Annotated in this window: 18 protein-coding genes and 1 tRNA gene; 8 read left to right on the top strand and 11 right to left on the bottom strand. The window is 47.9% G+C overall.

From position 1 onward, the window contains the following. Positions 1 to 6: 6 nt before the first annotated feature. From PSE6802_RS0113100 to PSE6802_RS0113090, 3 genes are read right to left on the bottom strand one after another with little or no spacing between them, the layout of a single operon-like run. Positions 7 to 1,089 (bottom strand): hemolysin family protein, encoded by a 1,083-nt coding sequence (locus PSE6802_RS0113100; RefSeq protein WP_019500513.1) that lies wholly within the window; start codon positions 1,087 to 1,089, stop codon positions 7 to 9. 19 nt (positions 1,090 to 1,108) lie between these two features. Further along, positions 1,109 to 2,854 (bottom strand): ABC transporter ATP-binding protein, encoded by a 1,746-nt coding sequence (locus tag PSE6802_RS0113095; protein WP_019500512.1) that lies wholly within the window; start codon positions 2,852 to 2,854, stop codon positions 1,109 to 1,111. A 46-nt stretch (positions 2,855 to 2,900) separates the two neighbouring features. Continuing rightward, positions 2,901 to 3,212 (bottom strand): TMEM14 family protein, encoded by a 312-nt coding sequence (locus tag PSE6802_RS0113090; protein WP_019500511.1) that lies wholly within the window; start codon positions 3,210 to 3,212, stop codon positions 2,901 to 2,903. A 172-nt stretch (positions 3,213 to 3,384) separates the two neighbouring features. On the opposite strand from PSE6802_RS0113090, the gene PSE6802_RS0113085 reads away from it, so the two are divergent. After that, on the top strand, positions 3,385 to 4,632 hold the full coding sequence (locus tag PSE6802_RS0113085; RefSeq protein ID WP_019500510.1) for a DUF1800 domain-containing protein: 1,248 nt from the start codon (positions 3,385 to 3,387) through the stop codon (positions 4,630 to 4,632). Positions 4,633 to 4,694: 62 nt separating this feature from the next. Next, positions 4,695 to 5,837 (top strand): DUF1501 domain-containing protein, encoded by a 1,143-nt coding sequence (locus tag PSE6802_RS0113080; protein ID WP_036945639.1) that lies wholly within the window; start codon positions 4,695 to 4,697, stop codon positions 5,835 to 5,837. A gap of 3 nt (positions 5,838 to 5,840) precedes the next feature. On the opposite strand, the gene PSE6802_RS0113075 is transcribed toward PSE6802_RS0113080, so the two are convergent. Continuing rightward, the gene (locus tag PSE6802_RS0113075; RefSeq protein ID WP_019500508.1) at positions 5,841 to 6,644 is read right to left on the bottom strand and encodes a response regulator transcription factor; all 804 of its coding nucleotides are present in this window, start codon (positions 6,642 to 6,644) and stop codon (positions 5,841 to 5,843) included. A gap of 397 nt (positions 6,645 to 7,041) precedes the next feature. Here PSE6802_RS0113075 and PSE6802_RS0113070 point away from each other — a divergent pair, with 397 nt between their 5' ends. From PSE6802_RS0113070 to PSE6802_RS0113060, 3 genes are all read left to right on the top strand, one after another. Continuing rightward, positions 7,042 to 7,470 carry an NUDIX domain-containing protein gene (locus tag PSE6802_RS0113070; RefSeq protein ID WP_019500507.1) on the top strand — a complete coding sequence of 143 codons (429 nt, stop codon included), beginning with the start codon at positions 7,042 to 7,044 and terminating at the stop codon, positions 7,468 to 7,470. A 215-nt stretch (positions 7,471 to 7,685) separates the two neighbouring features. Then, a tRNA-Glu gene (locus tag PSE6802_RS0113065) sits at positions 7,686 to 7,758 on the top strand. A 312-nt stretch (positions 7,759 to 8,070) separates the two neighbouring features. Then, positions 8,071 to 8,661 carry a rhomboid family intramembrane serine protease gene (locus PSE6802_RS0113060; protein WP_019500506.1) on the top strand — a complete coding sequence of 197 codons (591 nt, stop codon included), beginning with the start codon at positions 8,071 to 8,073 and terminating at the stop codon, positions 8,659 to 8,661. Positions 8,662 to 8,671: 10 nt separating this feature from the next. On the opposite strand, the gene PSE6802_RS0113055 is transcribed toward PSE6802_RS0113060, so the two are convergent. Beyond that, complete coding sequence (locus PSE6802_RS0113055; protein ID WP_036946141.1) at positions 8,672 to 9,850, bottom strand: low temperature requirement protein A; 1,179 nt, start codon at positions 9,848 to 9,850, stop codon at positions 8,672 to 8,674. A 380-nt stretch (positions 9,851 to 10,230) separates the two neighbouring features. Between PSE6802_RS0113055 and PSE6802_RS0113050 the strand changes: the two genes are divergently transcribed. After that, positions 10,231 to 10,566 (top strand): antibiotic biosynthesis monooxygenase family protein, encoded by a 336-nt coding sequence (locus tag PSE6802_RS0113050; RefSeq protein WP_019500504.1) that lies wholly within the window; start codon positions 10,231 to 10,233, stop codon positions 10,564 to 10,566. A gap of 447 nt (positions 10,567 to 11,013) precedes the next feature. Next, positions 11,014 to 11,298 carry a hypothetical protein gene (locus tag PSE6802_RS0113045; RefSeq protein ID WP_019500503.1) on the top strand — a complete coding sequence of 95 codons (285 nt, stop codon included), beginning with the start codon at positions 11,014 to 11,016 and terminating at the stop codon, positions 11,296 to 11,298. 402 nt (positions 11,299 to 11,700) lie between these two features. On the opposite strand, the gene PSE6802_RS0113035 is transcribed toward PSE6802_RS0113045, so the two are convergent. From PSE6802_RS0113035 to phaA, 4 genes are all read right to left on the bottom strand, one after another. Continuing rightward, a complete protein-coding gene (locus tag PSE6802_RS0113035; protein ID WP_019500502.1) occupies positions 11,701 to 12,798 on the bottom strand; it encodes a class III poly(R)-hydroxyalkanoic acid synthase subunit PhaC in 1,098 nt (365 codons plus the stop codon). 21 nt (positions 12,799 to 12,819) lie between these two features. Next, positions 12,820 to 13,992 carry a class III poly(R)-hydroxyalkanoic acid synthase subunit PhaE gene (phaE, locus tag PSE6802_RS0113030; RefSeq protein ID WP_019500501.1) on the bottom strand — a complete coding sequence of 391 codons (1,173 nt, stop codon included), beginning with the start codon at positions 13,990 to 13,992 and terminating at the stop codon, positions 12,820 to 12,822. Positions 13,993 to 14,344: 352 nt separating this feature from the next. Continuing rightward, positions 14,345 to 15,067: an acetoacetyl-CoA reductase PhaB gene (gene phaB, locus PSE6802_RS0113025; protein WP_019500500.1), complete on the bottom strand. Its 723-nt coding sequence runs from the start codon at positions 15,065 to 15,067 to the stop codon at positions 14,345 to 14,347. Between the two features lie 95 nt (positions 15,068 to 15,162). Next, positions 15,163 to 16,353: an acetyl-CoA acetyltransferase PhaA gene (gene phaA / locus PSE6802_RS0113020; protein WP_019500499.1), complete on the bottom strand. Its 1,191-nt coding sequence runs from the start codon at positions 16,351 to 16,353 to the stop codon at positions 15,163 to 15,165. 756 nt (positions 16,354 to 17,109) lie between these two features. Here phaA and PSE6802_RS0113015 point away from each other — a divergent pair. Continuing rightward, positions 17,110 to 17,700: a Crp/Fnr family transcriptional regulator gene (locus PSE6802_RS0113015; RefSeq protein WP_019500498.1), complete on the top strand. Its 591-nt coding sequence runs from the start codon at positions 17,110 to 17,112 to the stop codon at positions 17,698 to 17,700. 135 nt (positions 17,701 to 17,835) lie between these two features. On the opposite strand, the gene PSE6802_RS0113010 is transcribed toward PSE6802_RS0113015, so the two are convergent. Together PSE6802_RS0113010 and cysE are read right to left on the bottom strand one after the other, a co-directional pair. Continuing rightward, positions 17,836 to 18,168: an NIL domain-containing protein gene (locus tag PSE6802_RS0113010; protein ID WP_019500497.1), complete on the bottom strand. Its 333-nt coding sequence runs from the start codon at positions 18,166 to 18,168 to the stop codon at positions 17,836 to 17,838. A gap of 38 nt (positions 18,169 to 18,206) precedes the next feature. Beyond that, positions 18,207 to 19,049 (bottom strand): serine O-acetyltransferase, encoded by an 843-nt coding sequence (gene cysE / locus PSE6802_RS0113005; protein WP_019500496.1) that lies wholly within the window; start codon positions 19,047 to 19,049, stop codon positions 18,207 to 18,209. Positions 19,050 to 19,155: the final 106 nt, after the last annotated feature.

The raw sequence follows: 19,155 nt of genomic DNA, 5'->3' as shown, positions 1-19,155 counted from the left end.
TTCTAACTACCTTCTCTTTTCATTTATCCGCCTACTTCGATTTGCCGTATCGCTCTCATCGTAAATTTCACCGACAAGTTCCTCTAAAACATCTTCCAAAGTGACTAATCCTACAGTGCCACCATACTCATCTACAACGATCGCCAGGTGTAATTGCTCCGATAGCATTTCCTTGAGCAGGTCTGCTACCCGCTTGGTCTCTGGCACGTATACAGGTGCGACCATTACGTCGCTCACCAGGCCATTGCCAATGTTACGGCGATGCTGCAATGCCATCTTGAGGGTGACCACACCTACAATCTCATCCTTAGAAGCCTCCTGCACGGGCAGGCGCGAGAAGCCTGTATCTAAACATAGATCGATCGCTTCATCCAGGGGAGCATCATGGGAAATGGTTTGCATATCAATGCGAGATTTCACCACCTTACGCACACTGAGGCGATCTAGTTCCAAGGCTTTGTGCAGAATCTGCCGCCTGTCCCAATCTAGTTGACCTTTACCGCTGAGGACTTCGATTAATAACTGCAAGTCCTGCATCGATTCGCCCCTGGGCATACTATTGACCTGAAACACGTGAATTGCCCATTGCGCAATGGTTTCAAATAAAAAGATTACCGGGGATATGGCTATTGACAGCCAGTAAATCGGTTTTACCACTACCCGAAAAATGGGCATGACGTTATTCACGGCGATCGACTTAGGCGTAATTTCGCCAAATGCCAGGACTAACAGTGTCATGATCCCAGTGGCAATTCCTAAGCCCGCATTACCAAACCACTTAATAAAGGCATCGGCAGCAATTACCGTAGCACCAATATTAACCAGGTTATTGGCGATTAAGAGCGTGGTAATAAAACGAGTGCGTTGCTCCATGACTAAAGTAAAGATGCCGTCGCGATCGCCCTGTTCGCGGATCAGAGAGCGTAACTTCAGATTGTCCAAAGCTGTAATAGCAGTTTCGGAGGCAGAACACAACGCTGATGCCATCAATAGTGCTATCAGTAGTAAAGCATCATAAACAAAACCGCTAACTGTGGCACTATTGACGGAAAGGTAAGCTGCAACTGTAAATTCAGGTATAGTGAGCACTTATCTGGGACAGCGACGTTTACTTAAGATCTTCTTCTAACTTATATTGATCCCAAAGTTTACTGTACAGCGGCGATTCTGTAAGTAATTCTTGATGCGTGCCAACCCGAACGATTTGTCCGCGATCCATGAGGATAATGCGATCGGCATTAGCAGCCACAGAAAGTTTGTGCGAGATAAAGATTACGGTTTTCTGTTTGGGCAAATTAGCCAGAATATCCGTTGCTGTCTGATTATCAACGCTGGATAGCGCATCATCCAGGAGCAAAATTGGTGAATCTACCAATAGCGCTCGGGCAAGCGCCGTGCGTTGGCGCTGACCGCCGGACAGCGTAATCCCCCGTTCTCCTACTAAAGTATCGTAGCGACGAGGGAAGTTCAAAATCTCGCCTTGTATATGTGCCTGCTGGGCATAGTATTCGACTGCGGCATTGGTAGCGTCGGGGTTGCCATAGCGAATGTTATCGCCGATCGACGCACTGAACAGGAAGCTGTCCTGGGGTACGTAGGCGATCGCGCTTCTGAGATCGCCGACTCGGATTTGGGTAACGTCCATCCCGTCAATCCACAGTTGTCCGGGTGCAATATCCAGGAGTCGCAGTAGGGCGTTTGCCAGCGTAGACTTACCCGAACCGACCGTACCGATCGCAGCCACAGTTTCTCCCGGTTCGATCGTAAAACTGACATCTGCAAGCGCAGGGTTGGGGGCACCGGGATATTGATAGGTGAGGTGGCGTGCTTCGATCTTGCCTTTAATCTGCTTAATATCGATGTTGATGGCATCATCGCGATCGACTATGCCTGGCGGTTCATCCAGGATCTGTTCGACGCGCGCTATGCTAACTTGCCCCCTTTGATAGGTAGTGAGGACAAAGCCAAGGAGAGCAGTGGGAAATATGAGCCGCTCCACGTAAATAATTAACGCGATGAGCTTGCCCACCGTAAAGCTAGTATTTGGTTCGGCTAGCATACCGCCACCTACCCAGAGCAAAACCAGCAGGCTGACACTGGCAATACCACCCAATATCGGGAATAGGAAGTTACGGGTTTTTGCCATCTGGATGTTAGCCGCGAGCAATTTTTGATTGAGTTGGTGAAAAGCCTGCCGCTCGTTTGCTTCTTGGGCATAGGTCTTGATCAAAGCCATGCCATTGAGATCCTCTTGCAGCAGAGCGCTAATCGTGGCTAGTTCTTCCTGCACCCGTAACTGCTCGTCGCGCAGTTGACCGCTAAAGCTCTGCACCAGGATAAACATCAAGGGATAAACCGCGATCGCCAGCAAACTGAGCTTGACATCAATTACCAGCATGAGCGGCAGCGTCATCGCATAGGCAAATACCGTATTAATTAAACTGAGTATGGCGAAGCCCAACAGGCGGCGCACATTTTCAACATCGCTGGTCACAATGCTGATCAAGTTACCAACGGAATTATTGGCAAAATAACTGGGTGAAAGCTTGAGTAAGTGGGTAAATAGTTTTTGCTTGAGGTCGAACTCCACCTGCCGACCCACGCCAAATATCAACATGCGCGATGCCATGCGAATGCCCCACATCACCGAAGACAGGACTATAACCATCCAGACGTAATACATCACCTTTTCCGTGGTGAAGGCTCTGCCTAGTTCGTCAACTGCTACCCGAATTAGCCAGGGGATGTAAGTGCCGATGGCATTAACGACAAGGAGGGCAAGCGTGCCCAAAATCAAATCCCGATAGTGGGGACGGAGGTAGGTATTGAGTTTCTGTAGTTGCGATCGCGCCATGCGTAATATGTTAGCTTCGATCGCGATCGTTCGGAAAATAGCTGCTCTATGTCGCAGACAAAAGCATGGCGGCAAGTGATACCAAGCCTGCAAAGATCATCAATCCGGCTGGCATAAATTTCCTGGTTTTTGCGAAGCGCAGCGCAAACACGATGACTAATACCCCCGCGATCGCAATGCTGGCAATCCGCGCCCCACTGATGCCCTGTAGTTGGGCGATCGCAGACGCGATTAACAAAGCGCCGCTGATGCTGCCAGAGATAATCGAGACTTTGCTCTTGCTTTTGACGTACCCCAAAATACCGCCCACAATTGCCAAAATGCCGTAGGCGATCGCCGCCACAATACCTAAGCTCATAATCTTAACCAATAATAAATATAGCGATCGTAAATCATTTATGAACGGGGTTCTACCCCTGTCCCCCGTCAATAAAAACTGTTCTCAATTGAAAAACGCTATACCTGAAGTTTGAACCTTTAGGCGGTTTCCCCAGTCAGACACATCACGATCCATGCAAAGCGGGAAGAACATGATGGATAAGATGCAGCAAAAGGCACATTTCTGGCGGAGGGCAAGTTTTGGAGCCACCCTGGAAGAACTAAATAGTACGGAAAGCAATACCGATCTCCTGCACCGTTGGCTGCAAACGAGTACGTCAATTGAGGTGCCAGATCTGAGCGCTCCCGTGCAGATAAAAGGAAAGAAGCGAAAACGGTTTCTAGAGTTCGGCGATTGGTTGCTCAAACAGATGGTGAATCCCGCCAATCCTTTACAGGAAAGGGTGACAAACTTCTGGCGCGATCATTTTGTCGTTTCCATGCATAAAATTCCCTTCCCACAGTTACTCACAGACTACGAGCAGCGCCTCCATTCTCACGCCTTTGGAGATTTCCGCGAACTACTCATGAGCGTTACCACCAGCCCCGCCATGCTGGCATACCTGGACAACGCCCGCAATCGAGCTGGTAGGATCAACGAGAATTTCAGCCGCGAAGTGATGGAGTTATTTACGATTGGGCGGGGAAATTACACGGAAAGAGATATCCAGGAAGGAGCGCGATCGCTTACGGGTTGGATAATTAGAACCGATCGGAATACGGGGATAACAGCGGTTAACTTTCTGCCCCGCCGCCACGATCGCGGAAATAAAACTTTCCTAGGACGCAGTGGCAACTTCAAAACCGAAGATATCGTGGATATTCTGGCCAATCATCCCGCTACCGCCAAGCTGATTGGCACCAAACTGTGGAGTACATTTGTTTATCCCAATCCCGAACCAGAGATCGTGCAACGGCTGGCTGGGGTTTATCAAAAGAGCGATCGCAGTATTAAAGCCTTAGTTGAAGCCATATTCACCGCACCCGAGTTTTACAGTACTAGGGCATATCGCAGCCGTCTCAAACCACCGATATATTTCATAGTAGGTTCGCTGCGTCAGTTACAAATCAAAGCAGATCGCGCCAAGGTAATTGCCAGCCTCAGAGCAATGGGACAGATTCCCTATAACGCACCCACCGTCAAAGGATGGCCGCAGGATGCAGGCTGGTTGACGGCACCCTCATTGCTCACCCGCCTCAATTTAGCGCAACAACTTGTCAAAGAAGGCGATGACGATCTCGGGTTTGAGTACGATGCCCAACGCTTTACGACTGCAGATTTGGTAACGCTCCTACTGGATGGCAAACCCGAACCTGGTTTAAGTAATGCCATGAGCGGCTTATCGATCCGAGAGGCAACGGGACTAATTTTATCGTCGCCCACTTACCAACTAGCGTAGGACGCATTACGGCTTTGCCTAACGCATCATCACCTCACCATCACTAATAATACTCAAAAATCATGAATAGAAGAGACTTTCTCACCACAATGACCGCTGCCGCGCTGCTAACGGCAGCGAATCCCCTGCAAGGTGCCGCCAAAGATCGACGCACGCTCATGGTAATCGAATTAGCGGGTGGCAATGATGGCCTGAATACATTCATTCCCTATAAAGATGCCAACTATCGCAAACTGCGCCCGAGTCTCGCGATCGCGGATGGTATTCCCGTCACAGATCGAGTCGCATTGCATCCCTCCCTCAAAGAACTAAAACCGATTTTAGAGAGCGATCGCCTCGCAGTAATCCAAAATGTCAGCTATCCTAATCCCAACCTCTCGCACTTCCGCTCTAAGGATATATGGCAGAGCGCCCATCCCACTGGATCTACCAATACCGGATGGTTGGCACGGTATTTAGAAATTAACAAAGCTAAATCCGCCGATGCTATTTTTCTGGGCGAGGAGTATCCCCTGGCACTGACGGGAGCTAGCACGGAACGCTTTCTACAACTATCGCCCCGACTGGCGGTCAGAAGCACTGGAAAGCTCGGTCAAGCCATTCAAGCAATTTACGCGACCCCACAATCGATTCCCTTAGCAGAACAGGTACGCCGCACCGTATTAGAAAGCGAAGCCGCTGTTAAGCAAATCGCCCAAGAAGTCAAGCAGCGCAGCGCCAATCATGGTTATGCTAAAACTCCCATCGGGCAACAGTTTGCCCTGGCAGGCAGACTGCTAGAGTCAAGTCCCCGCGTGCTATACATTACGATTGGCGGCTGGGATACTCACGCTGGTCAGGCACAACGCCACGCGCGGTTACTAGAACAACTGAGTCTAGGTCTAGCAGCACTCAATCGAGATTTACAAGCCCGAGGCAAGGACAAAGATGTATTGATCTTGATACAAAGCGAGTTCGGTCGTCGCCCTGCCCAAAATGGTTCTGGGGGAACAGATCACGGCACAACTGGCCCTGTACTATTGCTAGGGCCTGTGAAACCTGGCTTCTATGGTGGCGATCCCAGTTTAGATAGCCTGGAGAAAGGTAACTTGCCCGTCAAAGTAGACTTCCGCAGTATCTATGCCGAAATCCTGCAACGTTGGGAAAGACAAGATCCCAAACCAGTGTTGGGCGCATCGTTCAACTTTGTTGGAGTGCTGACATAGCTCTTAGTTTCGCGCGTATTGCGCCTTAACTCTCTCGCCATCCCGACTGGAGGGGGAGGCAACGATTTGATTGCTAGCTTTTTTGGAGATATTACCGCTAGAGCGTGCCTGCGATCGCGTCAGGACTTCCATATTAAAGCGGTAACCGACATTGCGAACGGTTTTAATTAAGCTGGGCTGCTGGGGGTCGAGTTCGATCTTCTTGCGCAGCGACAAAATGTGGGAATCGACGGTACGCGGGTTGTTAATTTCATCCGGCCAAGCTCTCTGAAGTAGATCAGAGCGGCTGATTGGCGCTCCTGCTGCCTGTGCCAGGACATATAGAAGGCTAAACTCCTGCGGTGTCAGGTCGATAATATGACCTTTGAAGAGTACTTGCCGCTGCACCAAATCAATTTTCAATTGGCCGTAATCGAGCAGAGCAGGTGGGATAGTGCTGTTCAAACGCCTTGTCAAAGCTTCTACTCTAGCCAGAAATTCGTGAATGCCAAATGGCTTAGTGAGGTAGTCGTCTGCACCTGCTTTCAAACCCGCCACTATATCTCCCTCAGACGTACGGGATGAAATTAAAAATATTAACGCTCTCTTTTGCCAATGCAACCACTTGCACAGTTCAATGCCATCGCCATCTGGAAGTTCCGTGTCCAAGACAATTAAATGAGGTTGCTGCTTCTGAAAAGTGCTCTTTGCTTGTTGAACGCTTGTAGCCTGACACACTGAATAGCCTGCCTGTTGCAGGTGCCATCCCAATAACGAGCCAAGATTAGGGTTACCCTCGACAATTTGAATAGTACTGATAGGAATCAAAATCGTTCGCTCCTCTGGAGTTGAATATTGCTCAAACAAGTGCTGAAGTAATTAAACCAACCAGAAGACTAATAACAAGGTTAGATAAACACGACTTACCCAAATACAGATCCCCCAACCCCCTTAAAAAGGGGGCTTTTGGATTTTTCCCTTTTTAAGGGGGGCCAGGGGGGATCTTGAATTTCAGCATTCAATGCGTAAGTCCTAATAAAGTTGGATCGATATAGCAATCTAAACCCAAGCGATTAGCCTATAGCTACACGCTTTTAATTCTTAAATATGTGGTAATTATCATAACCAATATCAATAGGGCATTTTGTAACTGGGGCTACGTGCCATTGACATTTCTCTATATACTTATACTTCTTAACTACTTTTTAATTATCCTGTCAAACTCGTGCCCTATCGCAACCCCGTGCCTACGGTAGATATTATCATTGCGATCGCAAATCTACCCAACCGCCCCATAGTCCTGATCGAGCGTCGTAACGAACCGTATGGATGGGCAATTCCAGGTGGCTTTGTCGATTATGGCGAAACCATAGAAGCAGCCGCCAAACGCGAAGCGGAAGAAGAAACCAGTTTGCAGGTAGATTTAATCGAGCTTTTCTACGTCTACTCCAACCCCGCTCGCGATCCCAGGCAACATACAGTCAGCACCGTATTCCTTGCCGAAGCAACAGGCACGCCCAAAGCTGCTGACGATGCCAAAAATCTGGGCTTGTTTGCAGCTTGGGAACTCCCCACCCCGCTGTGCTTCGATCACGCCCAAATCCTGCACGACTACTGGCGCTACTGCCACTATGGCATCAGACCTCGTCCGTGAAAATTATTGGATCGTACGCCCGAGCAAATTGGATCCGCCACCCCCCTACCCTACCCTTACAGGAAGGCAAAGCCGATGTGGATAAATGGTTTCAGCATTGAACTGCGCGAGCCTTAATAAGCCCTAAAGAAAATTGAGAGAAAATTGTAGATAAAAGTTGACAAACCCATTCATTATTAGATACTCTAGTTAAGCCAATCAGGCAATGGAAGCAAGCCCCCATCGTCTAGAGGCCTAGGACACCTCCCTTTCACGGAGGCGACGGGGATTCGAATTCCCCTGGGGGTATATATGAGCCAACCTATATAAGGTTGGTTTTGTGCTATTTGGGGTTCCTTTCCCTCTACCCACCGTCCTAAGGCTTAGCGATCGCTTAAACTAGTATAGCTATAGCTACAGATCTGTTAGGACAGGGGGTGTGGGGGCTGCACCCCCACGCAGGGGAGGCAGGGCGGTCTTGGGGGTTTCCCCCTAGAGCCACTGCCGTGTTTCACCCCTGCACCCCGTCCTAAGCCTGTTGACTATAGCTATAAAAGTAGCTTTGTGTTCGGCAAGCGCTCAATATCAATACAGAATATCAACACAAATGGAGCAGGGTGAATGAGTCAGGACAACCTGAGATCTTTGGGGCGCAATCTCAAAGACCAAGCTAAGATATTGGGCGGCTTCGTCGCTATTATTTGGATTATTGAAATAGTTGACTACATAGTCTTTAGGGGTAATCTCGATCGCTTTGGTATTCGCCCTCGCAATCTGGACGGTTTAGTCGGTATTCTATTCGCACCATTCCTGCACGGTAGCTTTCCCCATGTCGCCGCCAACACGGTACCGTTTTTGGTGTTGGGTTGGCTGGTGATGCTGCGCAGTATCAGCGACTTTTTTACAGTTTCGATTATTGGCGCGTTTATCAGTGGCCTGGGCACCTGGCTGATTGGCAACCCCTACTCCATTCATGTAGGGGCTAGCGGCACGATCTACGGCTATTTGGGATATTTGCTATTTCGCGGCTACTTTGAGCGCAAACCGATCGCTATATTTCTGGCAATACTCGTGGCGGTTATGTACGGCGGTGTCATTTGGGGCGTTTTGCCACAGCGAGCGGGTGTTTCCTGGGAAGGACATTTATTTGGCTTCATCGGCGGGATCGTGGCAGCAAAAATGCTCTCCCAAAAATCTTCTGCTGAAGCATAAGGGATTTGCTCTATCCGTCTAACTCCATGTTGAACCAGACAATCAAACCATAAACCATTTGGATTGCCAGCAAGCCAAATAGCAAGGCGAGTAGCGCGATCGCGCCCAATCCCGTCCCCCATATGCCCAAACCTACAGCGCCCGCAGCGGCAATTAATTTTAAAGCAGGACTCAAGTGCGGATGCGTTGGCTCGTCGGCTTCGCGATGTAGAGTATTTTCCAGCATTGCAATTACGGTCAGCGAGATCGCCACAGAACCCGAAATTAACATCCTGGCGGGATCGGGCAGTCCAGCCTGTTCGCTCGCAATGACATTGAGAATGCCCGCACCCGTTGCCGTTACCGCCATAACTAAAGGCATGTGCAGGTAAGCCCAGGCATAAGCCCAGAAAATACCGGACTTAGGCGATCGCCGCGCCACGAAATCGAAGTAGATCCACCACATGCCAAACGCTATCGCCATTGCCAAAACTCCCGTACCAGCCGCCTGCGGCGAAAGTTCTGGTTTGGCCGCCAGTCCCTGCACCACTGCCACTACAGATTCGCCCAGAACGATAATCAAAAACAAACCAAATCTTTCTGGCAGTTTGGAGGAGCTAAATTTAGGTAATTGCGCCTGATGCCTATAGGCAAACAAAGGAGCGCTGATATCGAGCAGCAATCCTATGCCCCAGAGTACGAATCTTTGGGGTGGCGATACGAATACGGACAGAATAAAGCAGGCGATGGAAATGCTAAAACATAGGCCAAATCGTTTGGCAGTTGGTAAAAAGCGGCGATCGTGATAGCCACCGCGCACCCACAAGTAGGTCACGATGGATCGCGATAGGACATAGGATAGGGCAAACCCGACTGAAGTCTTACCCAAACCATCATGGGTAAAGATGGCCAGACTCGCCGCACCTAAAATTTGCAAGAAGGTAAAAATGCGATTTTCTAAACCCTCGGTTTCAAAGCGCTCGTTGTAGTAGGTAGCGCCAATCCAAACCCACCATACTGGCAAAAAAAGAAGGATAAAACTGCCCACACCATCGAGGGATACATGTTTGGCTAGATAGTGCGACAGCTCCGCCACAACAACAACGAAAATTAGATCGAAAAATAACTCTAACCAGGTTACTTTGCGATGTATATGCTGTTCCTCATCGGTTCGCAGTTGCGGCTTTTGCCACAATTGACGCTTTGCCATGATTACCTGCTTATTTTTACTCTTAGTTTTTCCAAGTTTTGTGAAATACATCACCCGCCGGTGATGGAGAGTATCAAAAACATAGCAGATTACGAGCTTAATGAGGAATACTGCGATCGCAAGTGCTGTAGCGATTTTCACTTGAGAACGGGTTTTATTTTTGGGGTGAAGGGGGGGAACCCCTTCTTAGGAGCGTTGCCCCCCTACTCTTTCCAATCTGAAACCTGCCATAAATGTTAATTAGTTATGGGGCATCGCAATAGATGAGCCACGTGGTATCATAATGGAATAGTAAAGCAATTGTTAGTAGGGGCGATTCGACCTTAACTACACATGAGTTTGACAGCTCCTAAATTAGCAATTGGGAGGTTGATAGAACCATGGCAGAATTTTTAGATTTTCTCAGACACCAATTCGCTTACGTGGCGATCGGCGAATTTAAACCAGGCAAATTTGAGGAAGCCAAGCAGCTTTACGAACAAGCTGTATCGACTTACTCTCAAGGCTTTCAAGGAGCTTATCTGTTGCAGGAACCCGGAACCGATCGAGGAATTGCCGTCATTTTTTGGGAAAGCATGGGAGATATGGAAGCCAATCACAATGCGGCTCATCAAGCCATTCTCGATCGGATGTCTTATTTATTTGTCAAAGCACCCAAAACCACATTCTACGAAGTTGTCAGCACGACCAAAGTACCTGCCCAAGTGCCAAGATAGTCGCGGCTACACAAGCAAAGTCAGCCTTCGCAGACTTCAAGTAAAAAGAGTAACTAAACAGGATTTGGTATCAGTTGCTTGAGGAAATTAATTGTCATAAAACCATAACTTTTCTAAGGTTATGGTTTTAACTGATGTTATGCGGAATCATTATCTCTTTTAATCTGTATGTACCTTTATACATAAGGATCGCAGATGTGCAGCTCCTTCCTGGTTTTCCTTCTCGCTGAAAGCAATGGTTCAGGAGCGAGGGTTTCAGGATCTTCCGCATAGGGTGAGTTTTTAATAAAAACTAGAATCGCTATAAAGATTTTAAAATTTTATTTTTTCTCAGCGAAAAAGCGATTATAATAATTACGAGAAAAGTAGAGTCAATTAGGAAGTGGCACATTCCGCCCTGCTTCCTCTCCACCTCCAATAAGATGGAGTATCTAGCGGTCAATTTCAATGGATACCAAGTTTTTTGACGAGTACCAACAGCAATTGCGCGAGTGGCAGAAAAAATTGGTAGACACGTGGATCGAAAGTTTACCAAATGGGAAAAAAGAGTTGAATTTCTCAGAGAATTTTGAGAAAGCTTTGAAGCTTCAAGAGGAAGCAGTCAAAACTTACCTCGAAGTCCAGGAGAAAACAACTCAAACGATAATTGAATCGCAAAAACAGTTTTGGGCTGACTACTTTGAGACGATGCGAACTAAATCGGCAGAGAAAACCCCTGCTAATGTCGCTTAAAGAGAAAGCGATCTCCCTAGATCGCAAGCCAATGTTTTCCTCACACTGTGAAATGCACCATTTACGCCCGAAGAGCGGGGCAAATGGTGCATTTATCTGTTGCAGGAGAAGAGAACAAGATTGGTATTGCGGTTTTCAGATGAAAACGAGAAGGGGGTTTGGGGGCAACGCCCCCAAGAAGGGGTTCCACCCCTTCACCCAAAAAATAAAACCTGTTCTCAAGTGAAAATCGCTATATTATCATCTGATGTTACGCGGAATCCTTATCTTCTTTAACCTGTACGTACCTTTTATACATAAGGGTCGCAGGGGCGTAGCCCCCGCTCTGGTTTTATTCCCCTCTCCCTGAGGGAGAGGGGTTAGGGGTGAGGGTTTCGGAACCTTCCGCGTAAGGTGAGTTAGTCAGTTAATTCTCGACTGCAACCAATTAACAATTGTTGGCGGTAAATCTCGCTGCACCTTACCGCTGACATACATCCCAATATGTCCTACGGGGAACGAGCAGGCTGTATAGTCCTGGCTGCCAACATGTTGCTCCAGCGCCAATGAAGATGCTGGAGGAACCAGGTGATCTTTTTCGGCGTAAACGTTCAATATTGGCATCCGAACATTTTGCAGATCGACATGGCGATCGCCGATTTCTAACTCTCCTTTAATCAGCTTGTTTTCTTGATAGAAATCCTTGATAAACTGACGGTAAGCTTCACCTGCTTGATCGGGGCTATCAAAGATCCACTTTTCCATGCGCATGAAGTTCAGCAGCTTTTCTTCGCTCTCCATAATCTCTGGGAAGTCAAGATATTTCTGCAAGCCTAACTGCTGAGGTTTGAGCGTTAAAAATTCCAAGTTGAGGAAATCGCCAGGAACGTTTCCTAAAGCATTTACCATCAGATCGACATCAAGGGCTTCTGCTCCTAATGTGGAACCTCCCCGCATATTCAACAGAGCATTAGGAATATGGAAATCGACTGGAGCCACCATCACGATCGCATTTTTGACCTTTTCTGGGTAGATCGCGCTGTAGCAAAGACTGAAAGTTCCTCCTTGACAAATTCCCAAGAGATTTATTTTTTCCATGCCGTGTCTGGCTCTGACAACATCAACGCAGTTATTGATATAACCGTTGATGTAATCGTCCAATGTCAGCCAGCGATCGGCGCGACTGGGATAACCCCAGTCGATTAAGTAGACATCCACACCCAGTTTGAGCAAGTTGGCGACTAAAGAGCGATCCTCCTGGAGATCGACCATAAACGGACGGTTGACCAGAGCGTAGACGATTAAAACTGGGATCGGCAATGGCTGCTCTACCATCGGCTGGAAGCGATATAGCACTAGTTTGTCTTCCCGATAGACAGCTTCTTTGGGGCTGACACCAATTTGAATATCTTCCTCTCGCAAGCTGCTTAAATTTTCGATCCCCTTAACTACCTTTTTTGCTAACTCGGTATACTCGTGAGTCAAATCTTCCAGTCGCATCTGAGTAAAAAATGGCAGCATGACTATTTCCTCCAGTTGGTATTAGCTAGTTCGATGCTTGCGGTTATTTCTGGGCTTATGTGGCACGCCTGTTTCTGGTGACGGAGCTTCAGGAGTTGCTAATTCCTCAGTCTCGCTAGTTTCTGGTGGCTGAACTGCGGGGGGGGTCGCTGCATCAGTTTTATCTGCGGTTGCAGATCGCTCCTGCCTAGCTGTTGATGCCTGCGCTTCATCTTCATATTTTGCCAGGGCCTTTTTCAGAGCTTTTACCTCCTTACGCAACTCGTAGATGCTTTTGTGCATTTCATCAACTTCGCTGCGGACGGGCATATTCATCATTTTCATGCCCAATTCCATCAGTTCTTGCTGATAGATCCTGTAGGTATTGAGGGCATTGAGGAACTTGCCGCGCACTTTGAGGTTGCGATCGTCGCAGAATTCAGCCGCAAATACATCATCAGCCACGCGACTCCAGATCTGCTGAAACTCTCGCCAACCATCAACTTTTTCACCTTTTTCGGCTAAGGAGACTAACTCCTGCATTAGGGCTTCGAGCGATCGCACCTGGACGTTACCCAATACCACCTGATAGTCCATGCTGGTTCGGTAAAGAACTGTCCAAGCATCAAATGCCCTGAGTAATTTACCATTCAACTCGCGAGTCGGCCCCAGAATCGGACTCTGCATCAAACTGCCAAAAGTTTCCTCGTATAACAAGTTCCAATAAAGATTGTTCAGTTCGATCCAGGGGGCGCTAGTTCCCGTTACCGTTTGGCTCATCGGTTTTATCGAGGAGGCGATCGCATTTGTCCACAGTTGATTAAACTTTTGCGTTTCTTGCATGTAAAGCTGCCACAACTGGGCTGTATCTTGACTGGCTGCCAAGGTGCTGCCAAAGAAATCGTCAAACTGATGGCGGATCTGTTCTGTATACTTTTTCAAAACTTGTTGCCAGCCTTCACCCGCTGACACTTGAGGAAAGATATCCATCCAGGCATCGAACGACAATTTGAGCCAGCGGGCAAATAGTTCCTGATGCTCGGTAAATCGCTGGGCAAAATACGGAAATTCTAGCTGGCGATCGGCAACTGGTGGCGAATTTGGCGCTAAGCCTACGAGATCGAACCAGTTTTTCCACATCTGAGTTCCAGTGTCAGCCCAACTTTGGGCGAAGTCACCCGCTATTTCGTTCCAGGAACTGACTTTTCTTTCCATTTCTCTTTTCTCCGTAAAAATATGGGTATAGCACTTTTCAATTGAGAACGGGTTTTATTGATGGGGTGAAGGGGTGGAACACGGCAGTGGCTCTAGCGGGGAACCCCCAAGACCGCCCTGCCTCCCCGACCTGGGGGCAACGCCCCCAAACCCCCTACTCTTTCCGATCTGAAAACCGCTATAGTGGGATTCGGAGTTAGAAGTTAGGGGGATAATTCTCCCATTATCTCCTCTCTTTCCCTTTTTTAAGGGAGGTGCAGTTAAATAATTTCCTCACTGTAGGATGTGTTAGGCGATCGCCGTAACGCATGGTGGGTAGCTTATTTTCATGCAAGTCCCTTACTTTCTCTGTCTAGGTGTGGTGGGCACCATTAACCCGCAGGACTTCACCAGAAATGTAGTTGCTGGCGACAGGAGAAAGGAGAAAGGCGACAGCCCAGGCAATATCTTCCGGTTCGCCAAAGCGACGGCAAGGAATTTCAGCCACAATTTTTTCCTTGACTTTTTCTGGAATGGCCTTAGTCATTTCGGTGTTGATAAATCCTGGCGCGATCGCATTGACTCGTACCCCATAGCGGGCAGTTTCTCTAGCTAGGGATTTCACTAAACCGATGACAGCAGCTTTGGTAGCGGCGTAGTTGGTTTGACCGGCATTACCGCGATCGCCAGAAATCGAGCTGATACAGACAATCGAACCCGATCCCCGCTCGTACATCCCTTCAATAAAGGGAGCGATCGTATGGTTAACTCCTTTTAAATTCACGTCGATTACGGCATCCCAATCTTCAGCCGTCAGCTTGGTAAAAAAGTTGTCTCTGGTAATTCCAGCGTTAGCAACTACGCCGTAAACTGGCCCCAATTTCTCGGCAATTTGAGCAGCGGCAGCTTTCATGGAAGCTAAGTCAGTGACATCCGCTGCAATGGCTAAGGCTCCGCTGTGAGCGGTATCGATCTTGATGTCAGTATAAGCAACCTTCGCTCCCAACTCCGTTAGCAACTTAACGATCTCCGCACCGATACCGCGATTGCCACCTGTGACTACGATAACTTTATCTTCTAATCCGAGAGAAACCATAATTTTCTTCTCCGTCGATTGTTGATTGTTGGTTGTTGATTGTTGATTGGAAAAACCTAAAGCTGATTTCCACGAACCACGAACCAAACCACTAACTAAACTCGTTCGACAGCGATCGCCGTGCCGCCACCCGTTCCGTGACAGAGAGCAGCCATGCCCAGGGTTTTATCCTGTTCTTTTAAGGCATTGAGCAGGGTAACAACGATGCGCGTTCCAGAAGCGCCAATGGGATGTCCCAGAGCGATCGAGCCGCCATGGACGTTTAGCTTGTCGAGGGGAACTCCAAGGACGCGATGGAATAACAAGGAACTAACGGCGAAAGCCTCATTATTCTCAAACAGGTCGATGTCAGAGATCTTCAACTTTAGTTTCTCTAACAATTTCTCGGCTGCTTGCACTGGTAATTCGGTAAACCGCCAGGTTTCACCGCCTTCCCATGTTCCTCCCAGCACTTTAGCGATCGGCTTGAGTCCATATTTCTCTACTGCCGACTGACTGGCTACGATTAAGGCTGCTGCTCCGTCTGAAATCTGAGAGCTATTTCCGGCAGTGAGTACCCCATCTTTTTTAAAAGCAGGGCGAAGCTTTGCCAAACTCTCTACGGTGGTATCGGGGCGAATTCCCTCATCGGCATCGACAATTTGCGGCTCTTTTTTGTTTGCCACCTCAATGGGAGCGATCTCATTTTTAAAGCTACCTCGTGTCGTAGCTGCCGCTGCTCGCTGATGGGAATAGAGGGCAATCTCATCTAAGTCTTTGCGGGTAAACCCACGGATTTCAGCGATTCGTTCGGTTTGCTCTCCCATTCCTTCGTTCGTGGTCGTATCTGTTAGCCCATCGCACAGAATGAGATCGGCTAATTGTTCTGGCGCTCCCAAGAGGAATTTGTAACCCCATCTGGCTCGATGCGAGAGGTAAAAACCAGTTTGAGACATCGATTCCATGCCTCCTGCCAGAACGATATCGGCTTCCTCAGCTCTAATTGCTAAGAGCGCGTTAATCAAACCGATCATCCCGGAAGAACAGACCATATCGATCGCGTAGCCATTCACCGCTTCAGGAATTCTGGCTTTAAAAGCCGCCTGGCGGGGCAACAGTTGACCGTGACCGGCTCTGAGAACGTTGCCCATAATGTAGAGATCTAAAGCCGATCCTCCAATCCCCGCCTGCGCTAAGGCAGCTTGCATAACATGGGCACCTAAATCCACTGCGGAAACATCTGCTAGCACGCCACCAAACCGACCGAGGGGCGTGCGTACTGCTGAGACAATATAGGCTTCAACCATATATCCTCACCTGATTTTTTACAAAATGCCGAGACCGTTAGTTTGCAAAAAAAGCCATTTCGCGATACGCCTCCTCCTACCATCAATTTACAGCACTGGTAGGTTTAAATTCCTAGGAACATAATACCATAACATTATAGTTATTCTTCAATTAGCATTTTGGAGAATAACTATACAGGAACAGAGGTACAGGAGCCGAGGTTAGTCCGGCGTTTCCCAAAATTCCCAAGGAACTGCTGTATGAGTATTTGCAAGACTGCGCTGAAGTGGGCGAAAAACCGGCCAAGCAGAATTGACGGGATTGGCTGAAAAGACTATTGGTTCGATCCGAGACGAAACATCCGATTATCAGTGAAAAGCACGTTGATTCAACAAAGAAATAACGCCGCTAAAGATTTGCGTGGTCTACAGCTAGATTGCAACTAATTTGCAAATCTACACTATCTCGATCGATATAGCGTAGATTGTGGTAGAATACCTTCGCAAGAATTTATTAGTAACTGATGTGACGCAGAGCAAAACTTCCCTCATCCCCCAACCCCTTCTCCCAAAAGGGAGAAGGGGAGTAATTCAGTTTTTTCTTGTTCCCTCTCCCGTTCTGGGAGAGGTCTAGGGTGAGGGATTCAGGATATTCCGCGTAAGGTAAGTTAGTAATAAACAAGCAGGGTGCTTATTGGCGCATACTGATGAACTACATCTCTTTACTAAGTTCTACCTAGCTCACTACCCCACAAAATATCAACACTTAAAATTATTATGGCGATCGCATCACTTTTACCCGTCGAAGTATCGGAGTCAACCTACTATAAGTTTGAGCGGCGATCGCTACTTCCCCAGGATTCTGACTTTTTCTGGCACATTGAGTCGGGTGTGGTGCGCACGCTCACGTGGCAAGAAGATGGTACTGTTATCGGTCTGGGATTGTGGAGTGATGGTGATATTGTTGGCAGCGCGCTCTCAAGCATGAATCCCTATGAAATGGAGTGCCTCACTAATGTAAAGGCAAGAATATTGCCTCGTTCGGAATGGCATCGAGTCACCGAGATTATGATTCAGCACATAAAGCGGAGCGAGCAATTTCTCAAGATTTTGCGATGCAAGGTAACTGAGTCATCTCTATTGCAGCTACTAAACTGGCTGGCTAATCGATTTGGGCGCGAAATCGAAGCAGGACAGCTAATCGATCTGCGTTTAACCCATCAGGACATTGCCGAATTGATTGGGACAACCCGCGTGACAGTAACTCGCACGCTAAATCAGTTGGAGAGACAGGGAATTATTAGCCGTCAAGCTCATCAGTTAATTGTACTGCCAGATCGACAACCTTTCTGGCATTACGAAATCTGAAATGAGTTCTAAAACCTCAGCGATCGCATCCTAGTACGCCAAAACAAAAGTTTTGGAGGGGGTGGAGGGAGTGAAATCTCCTTCTGGGGGCTTTGCCCCCATTCCCCCATGTTGCAAAATTTATGATTTGCAACACTAGTAATGCCATCCATCGCCATCGGAGTTAGGCTTGCCTGCGATTTTTAAGTCTAACTCTCGTAAATATGACAGGCCGTTCTGAATCTGAGATGGTTTGCCATGCAATTCCAGGTCGAACCAACCATGACCGTTGGTCTCAGGGCCAAGCTTTGCCCCTGTAATATTGACTAAAAGACCAAATCCAACCATCAGTTGAGATAGAACAGGTTCTTGATGGTATTCCCTAGGAATCCAAACTTGGATGCGCATCTTTACCAACTGTTCGTTATGCATATTTTGTAAGATAGACAAATTTGGGGTTTGGGAAGAAATACCTTGAGGAAAAGTCATTATCAGTCTCTTATTTTTGAACTTCAATTTTGAACTTCTTAAATTCCAGCGCCGTGGAGAAATTCTTCGATTGCCAGATCGCTTGCTATTAAGCTATTTAATGACCTTTCCTCGATGCCCAATAATGAGGGATGGGATAATTGAGCCTGCAAATCATCAACTTGTTGCTCCAAATTCTTGATCCGCTCGAATAAATTACGAATTACTGATGCTTCTGGATCGGGTAAGCTGCCATTCCCTAGAGACTTTTCGGCTCCTGCCAAATTATGAGTTACCCTCCCTGGTACTCCCACTACCGTACAATGGCTGGGGACATCGCGCAAAACTACCGAACTGGCCCCAACTCGAACGCAATCGCCAATCTGAATATTACCTAATAGTTTGGCTCCCGCACCTATCATAACGTTACTGCCAACAGTTGGATGGCGCTTGCCCGTCTCTTTTCCCGTTCCTCCTAGGGTTACCCCCTGATAGATAATAACGTTGTCGCCGATCGCTGCTGTCTCCCCAATGACAACTCCCATACCATGATCGATAAACACGCCTTTGCCAATTTTGGCTCCTGGGTGAATCTCAATTCCCGTCACCAACCTGCTTAAATGTGACAGAAAACGAGGCAGAAAAGGAATGTTGAGATTATGCAACCAATGGGCGACGCGATGGCAACACAGCGCTTGCCATCCTGGATAGCAAAACAAAACTTCTAACCAATTACGGGCAGATGGATCGCGCTCGTAAATTGCTTTCCAATCAGCGACCGGGATCTCGATCGCTCTAGCTATGACCGTGCGGAGACTGATTGCTAACGAACCCAGGCCGCCGGAAAGCAAGACCGTTGGCTTGTTCGGGGCTGATTCAGGTGGGGATTGAGTGTCGTTCATTTAGAATGCCTAACGGTTTCGCGTATTTGCTATTTCGATCGCGCTTGGGCTTCGAGTGAATATACTACGATTTTCCTATCGAAATTTAGTAGTTTTGCGATCGACA

This window comes from Pseudanabaena sp. PCC 6802, assembly GCF_000332175.1.
Taxonomy (GTDB): Bacteria; Cyanobacteriota; Cyanobacteriia; order Pseudanabaenales; family Pseudanabaenaceae; genus PCC-6802.
Note: the sequence above shows the minus strand (reverse complement) of the source record. Positions and strands in the feature narration are given on the sequence as shown.

Coding starts and splice junctions, on each gene's coding strand:
- PSE6802_RS0113050 (WP_019500504.1), top strand. CDS start 10,231: ATGGCAGAATTTTTAGATTTTCTCAGACACCAATTCGCTTACGTGGCG.
- PSE6802_RS0113080 (WP_036945639.1), top strand. CDS start 4,695: ATGAATAGAAGAGACTTTCTCACCACAATGACCGCTGCCGCGCTGCTA.
- PSE6802_RS0113055 (WP_036946141.1), bottom strand. CDS start 9,850: ATGGCAAAGCGTCAATTGTGGCAAAAGCCGCAACTGCGAACCGATGAG.
- phaB (WP_019500500.1), bottom strand. CDS start 15,067: ATGGTTTCTCTCGGATTAGAAGATAAAGTTATCGTAGTCACAGGTGGC.
- PSE6802_RS0113010 (WP_019500497.1), bottom strand. CDS start 18,168: ATGACTTTTCCTCAAGGTATTTCTTCCCAAACCCCAAATTTGTCTATC.
- PSE6802_RS0113015 (WP_019500498.1), top strand. CDS start 17,110: ATGGCGATCGCATCACTTTTACCCGTCGAAGTATCGGAGTCAACCTAC.
- phaE (WP_019500501.1), bottom strand. CDS start 13,992: ATGGAAAGAAAAGTCAGTTCCTGGAACGAAATAGCGGGTGACTTCGCC.
- PSE6802_RS0113060 (WP_019500506.1), top strand. CDS start 8,071: ATGAGTCAGGACAACCTGAGATCTTTGGGGCGCAATCTCAAAGACCAA.
- PSE6802_RS0113035 (WP_019500502.1), bottom strand. CDS start 12,798: ATGCTGCCATTTTTTACTCAGATGCGACTGGAAGATTTGACTCACGAG.
- PSE6802_RS0113095 (WP_019500512.1), bottom strand. CDS start 2,854: ATGGCGCGATCGCAACTACAGAAACTCAATACCTACCTCCGTCCCCAC.
- PSE6802_RS0113085 (WP_019500510.1), top strand. CDS start 3,385: ATGATGGATAAGATGCAGCAAAAGGCACATTTCTGGCGGAGGGCAAGT.
- cysE (WP_019500496.1), bottom strand. CDS start 19,049: ATGAACGACACTCAATCCCCACCTGAATCAGCCCCGAACAAGCCAACG.
- PSE6802_RS0113045 (WP_019500503.1), top strand. CDS start 11,014: ATGGATACCAAGTTTTTTGACGAGTACCAACAGCAATTGCGCGAGTGG.
- phaA (WP_019500499.1), bottom strand. CDS start 16,353: ATGGTTGAAGCCTATATTGTCTCAGCAGTACGCACGCCCCTCGGTCGG.
- PSE6802_RS0113090 (WP_019500511.1), bottom strand. CDS start 3,212: ATGAGCTTAGGTATTGTGGCGGCGATCGCCTACGGCATTTTGGCAATT.